The 5,071-nt window shown below is 72.4% G+C and carries 5 protein-coding genes; all 5 read left to right on the top strand.

Annotated elements, in window-relative coordinates:
- Positions 1-889, top strand: an 889-nt coding sequence (locus CCN51_RS27345) for an ATP-binding cassette domain-containing protein (protein WP_245881691.1), incomplete at its 5' end; no start/stop codon positions are given.
- A 91-nt stretch (positions 890-980) separates the two neighbouring features.
- A complete protein-coding gene (locus CCN51_RS27340; RefSeq protein WP_014181489.1) occupies positions 981-1,991 on the top strand; it encodes an aldo/keto reductase in 1,011 nt (336 codons plus the stop codon).
- Between the two features lie 62 nt (positions 1,992-2,053).
- Entirely contained in the window at positions 2,054-3,283 is a 1,230-nt protein-coding gene (locus CCN51_RS27335; protein ID WP_014181490.1) for a sialidase family protein, read from the top strand.
- On the top strand, positions 3,276-3,956 hold the full coding sequence (locus CCN51_RS27330) for an SDR family NAD(P)-dependent oxidoreductase (protein WP_043488081.1): 681 nt from the start codon (positions 3,276-3,278) through the stop codon (positions 3,954-3,956). The genes CCN51_RS27335 and CCN51_RS27330 overlap by 8 nt, the downstream gene beginning before the upstream one ends.
- Positions 3,957-4,094: 138 nt before the next feature.
- Complete coding sequence (locus CCN51_RS27325; protein WP_014181492.1) at positions 4,095-4,910, top strand: endonuclease I family protein; 816 nt, start codon at positions 4,095-4,097, stop codon at positions 4,908-4,910.
- The last annotated feature ends 161 nt before the right edge of the window (positions 4,911-5,071 follow it).

The raw sequence follows: 5,071 nt of genomic DNA, 5'->3' as shown, positions 1-5,071 counted from the left end.
CACACCGGGAGGCGCTGTGACCACACCCCTGCTGGCCGTCGAGGACCTTGTCGTCGAATACCCCGTCCACGGGGGGAAGTTCCGCGCCGTGGACGGCGTCGGCTTCACCGTCGAACGCGGCGGGTCGCTCGCCATCGTCGGCGAGTCCGGCTGCGGCAAGTCCACCATCGCCCGCTCCCTCGTCCGGCTGCTGCGCCCCACCGAGGGCCGCATCCTGCTCGACGGCACCGATATCGCCACCCTCCCGGAGCGGCGGCTGCGCCCGCTGCGCCGCCGGGTGCAGATGGTCTTCCAGGACCCGTACGGCTCCCTGGACCCCCATCTGACCGCCGAGGAAACCGTGGCCGAGCCGCTGCGGCTGGCCGGCGTCACCTCCAAGGCCGAGCGCGCCCGCCGGGCCGCGGAACTCATCGACCAGGTCGGTTTGCCCTCCAGCGCGCTCCACCGGCGCCCCGGCGAGTTCTCCGGAGGGCAGCGGCAGCGCATCGGCATCGCCCGCGCCCTGGCCAGCGACCCCGAGCTGCTGGTGTGCGACGAGGCCACCTCCGCGCTCGACGTGTCCGTCCAGGCGCAGGTGCTCAGGCTGCTGCGCGATCTGCAGGCCGAGCGGCAGCTCGCCTACATCGTCATCTCCCACAACCTCGGGGTGGTCCGCGAGATCAGCTCCGAGGTCATGGTGATGCGGGGCGGACGGGTCGTCGAGTCCGGCCTCACGGAGACGGTCCTCGCCGGGCCCGCCGAGCCCTACACCAGGGCGCTGCGCCGCGCCGCCCTCGACCCGACGACGATGCGGGGGCGTAAACCGCGCGCCCTGGTCTCCGCGATCGTCTCCGCATCGGACCCGGAGGCGACATCGGCCACGGCGCCGGAGCCCGCCACTCCGTCCTGATCCGCCATCCCGTCACACCCCGCCACGCCCGTCACACCCCGGCGCGCCAGGTCAGGCGCGCCGGGGCGCAGGCCGAAGGAGCCACCCCCTGATGACCCACCCCGACACCTCCTCCCGGACCTCGCCCGGCGCGGTCGAGCTGCCCGGCGTACCGGTGCCGCTCTCGCGCCTGGTGCTGGGCACCATGACCTTCGGCGACACGGTCGACCGGGCCGGTGCCGCCGCGATGCTGGACGCGGCGCTCGACGCCGGGGTGACCGGTGTGGACACCGCCAACGCGTATGCCGGCGGGGCCACCGAGACGATCCTGGCCGAGCTGCTGCCCGGCCGCCGGGACCGGATCGTACTGGCCACCAAGGCCGGGATGCCGCACCCCGACCACGGCGACCACTCGCCGCTGTCCGCGCGCGGGCTGAGGGCGGCCCTCGAAGGCAGCCTCCGGCGCCTGAACACCGACCACGTCGACCTCTTCTATCTGCACCAGCCCGACCGGTCGGCCCCGCTCGAGGAGACCCTGAGCACCGTCGCCGAGTTCGTCGCCGAGGGCAAGGTGCTGGCGCTGGGCGTGTCCAACTACGCGGCCTGGCAGATCGCGGAGGTCGGCCACACCGCGGAGCGGGTGGGCGCGCCGCGGCCGGTGGTGGCCCAGCAGCTGTACAACCTGCTGGCCCGGCGGGTGGAGGAGGAGTACCTGGAGTACGCGGCCACCAGCGGGGTGCGCACCATGGTCTACAACCCGCTCGGTGGCGGGCTGCTGACGGGGCGCCATGTCTTCGGGGAGACGCCCGAGTCGGGGCGGTTCGGCGACTCCCGGCTGGCCGAGATGTACCGGCAGCGGTACTGGGACCCGCGGCTCTTCGAGGCCGTCCAGGACCTGGCCCGGATCGCCGAGGGCGCGGACCTCGGGCTCGTCGAGCTGTCGCTGCGGTGGCTGCTGGGCCGGGACGGGGTGGACGCGCTGCTGCTCGGCGGTTCGCGCGTCGAGCACCTGCTGGCCAATGTGGCGGCGGCCGAGGCGGGTCCGCTGCCGGCCGACGTGGTCGCGGCCTGCGACGAGGTCGGGGCCCGGCTACGGGGGCCGATGCCGGCGTACAACCGCTGACTTCTCTCTCCAGCATCACTGTCATCTGACATCCACTCCGCACCATCGAAGGAGCCCGCGGCATGACCGCCGACCACGACACCACCCCTGTGCAGGCCGCCGAGGAGCTGCGGACCGACGGGCGGGTGCGCGAGCGCCCGGACGACCCGGCGCGCGTCGAGGCGTTCCTGCCGGCCCCCGCCGTGCAGAACCACGCCGCCAACCTGGCCGTCCTGCCCGGGGGCGACCTCGGCTGCGTGTGGTTCGGCGGTACGCAGGAGGGCGTCGCCGACATCTGCGTATGGTTCTCCCGGCTCGCCCCGGGCGCGGACACCTGGACCGACCCGGTGCGGCTCTCCGACGACCTGACGCGTTCGGAGCAGAACCCCGTGCTCTTCTCCGCGCCGACCGGCGAGCTGTGGCTGCTGCACACCGCCCAGCAGGCGGGCAACCAGGACACCGCCGAGGTACGGCTGCGCACGTCGGCGGACGGGGGCGCCACCTGGGGGCCGACGCGCACGCTGTTCGCGGCCACCGCGACGGGCGGAGTCTTCGTACGGCAGCCACCGGTCGTCCTGGACGACGGCCGGTGGCTGCTGCCGGTGTTCCACTGCGTGGCCACCCCGGGCATCCCGTGGGTGGGGGACCACGACACCAGCGCGGTGATGATCAGCGACGACCAGGGACGGACCTGGCGGGAACAGCCGGTGCCCGGGTCCACCGGATGTGTGCATATGAACATCCACCCGCTGCCCGACGGCACCCTGCTCGCCCTCTTCCGCAGCCGGTGGGCGGACGCCATCCACCGTTCGCACTCCCGCGACGGCGGCGAGACCTGGAGCGAGCCGGTGGCCACGGAGCTGCCCAACAACAACTCCTCCATCCAGTACGTCCCGCTCGCCGACGGACGGCTCGCGCTGGTCTACAACCACAGCAGCGCCGCGGACGCCACCGCGCGCCGGGTCTCGCTCTACGACGAGATCGACGACGACGGCCAGGCGGGCGAGTCCCCGGCCGCCACCGCCGCGCCCGAGGTGGCCGACGGCGGCAAGACCGCCTTCTGGGGCGCGCCGCGCGCCCCGATGACCCTCGCCCTGTCGTCCGACGGCGGCGACACCTGGCCGCACCGCCGGGATCTCGACACCGGCGACGGACACTGCCTGACCAACAACTCGCGCGACCGCCTCAACCGCGAGCTGTCCTACCCCTCCGTGACCCAGTCACCGGACGGCGCGCTGCACATCGCGTACACCTACCACCGCCGGGCCATCAAGTACGTACGGGTGGCACCGGATTGGGCGGCCGATGTCTGAGCCACGCCACGCGGTGGTCACCGGCGCCAGCTCCGGTATCGGCGCCGCCATCGCCGCCCGGCTGCTGGACGAGGGGTGGCGGATCACCGGGATCAGCCGTACGGAGCCGCCTTCCGCCGAGCGGATGCGCTGGCTGCCGGTCGATCTGGCGCGCCCGGAGGCGGTGCGGGACGCGCTCGCCCCGGTGGCCGGGGTGGACGCGATCGTGCACGCGGCGGGTGTTCAGCGCTCCGCCCGGCTGGGTGGGCTTTCGGCGGCCGACGGCGAACTGATGTGGCGGGTCCATGTGCAGGCGGCCGAGGTTCTGGTCGACGCCTTGGCGGACCGGATCGCGGACGGGGGGCGGGTGGTGCTGGTGGGCAGCCGCACCATGACCGGAGTGCCGGGCAAGAGCCAGTACGCGGCCACAAAGGCGGCGTTGGCGGCCATGGCCCGGTCCTGGGCCGCGGAGCTGGCGCCCCGCGCGATCACCGTGAACGTGGTGGCCCCCGGCCCCACGGACACCCCGATGCTGCGGGACCCCGGCCGCAGCGCGACGCCTCCGGTCGTGCCGCCGCTGGGCAGGCTCGTACGGCCCGAGGAGGTGGCCGGGCTGACGTCGTTTCTGCTCGGTCCGGAGGGCGGCTCGACCACCGGTCAGACGTTGGTGATGTGCGGGGGCGCGTCGCTGTAACCCCCGGAGGGCGAGAGGGCCCGTACCCGGCGTTAGTCATGACCCTGTCACGAAACCTCTCCCTGCCGTTCACCTTTGGGAGATCGGCTCTCTGACACGCTTTCGGCGATCGAACGCGAATCGGGGAGAGGACCGCCTGTGCACATCACCCGTGTGACCCGCTGGAAATCCCTGGCCCTTCTGGTCTGCGCGGTGGCCGTGACCGCCACCGCGCAGACTCCCGCCACCGCCGGCACCACGCTCGCCGACTCGACGCGGGCCGCCGGCTACGACGACACGTACTACAAGGACGCGATCGGCAAGACGGGGCAGCCCCTCAAAGACGCCCTGCACAAGATCATCAGCACCAACAGCAAGATCTCGTACAGCCAGGTGTGGGACGCCCTCAAGAACACCGACGAGGACCCCCGCAACTCCGCCAACGTCATCCTGCTCTACACCGGCCGCTCGCAGAGCAAGAGTTCCAACGGCGGCAACGCCAACGACTGGAACCGGGAACACGTCTGGGCCAAGTCACACGGCGACTTCGGCACCGCGACCGGTCCGGGCACCGATCTGCACCATCTGCGCCCCGAGGACGTGTCGGTCAACAGCACCCGCGGCAACAAGGACTTCGACGAGGGTGGCTCCCAGGTGTCCGAGGCACCCGGCAACTACACCGACTCCGACTCCTTCGAGCCCCGCGACGCCGTCAAGGGCGATGTGGCCCGCATGATCTTCTACATGGCGGTGCGCTACGAGGGCGGCGACGGCTTCGCCGACCTCGAGGTCAACGACAAGGCGGGCAACGGCAGTCAGCCGTATCTGGGGCGGCTGTCCGTGCTGCGCAAGTGGAACGCCGAGGACCCGCCGGACGCCTTTGAGCAGCGGCGCAACCAGGTGATATACGACGACTACCAGCACAACCGGAACCCGTTCGTCGACCACCCCGAGTGGGTCGACGAGATCTGGTAGCCACGCGCCCTCAGACCCGCCCTCAGACCGCCCTCGGACCCGCCCTCAAGCCTGTCGGGCCATCGGGAACAGCTCCGCGGCGATGGGGCGGGTCTGAAGTGAGGGCAGCAGCAACGCCCACAGATCGGCCAGATGGTCCTCGATGGACCGGCGCCGGTCCA

Origin of the sequence: Streptomyces milbemycinicus, assembly GCF_002154605.1 — a bacterium.
Taxonomy (GTDB): Bacteria; Actinomycetota; Actinomycetes; order Streptomycetales; family Streptomycetaceae; genus Streptomyces; species Streptomyces milbemycinicus.
Note: the sequence above shows the minus strand (reverse complement) of the source record. Positions and strands in the feature narration are given on the sequence as shown.

Bases quoted from the DNA above. Each gene is read 5' to 3' on its own strand.
- CCN51_RS27330 (WP_043488081.1), top strand. From the start codon at position 3,276: ATGTCTGAGCCACGCCACGCGGTGGTCACCGGCGCCAGCTCCGGTATC.
- CCN51_RS27340 (WP_014181489.1), top strand. From the start codon at position 981: ATGACCCACCCCGACACCTCCTCCCGGACCTCGCCCGGCGCGGTCGAG.
- CCN51_RS27335 (WP_014181490.1), top strand. From the start codon at position 2,054: ATGACCGCCGACCACGACACCACCCCTGTGCAGGCCGCCGAGGAGCTG.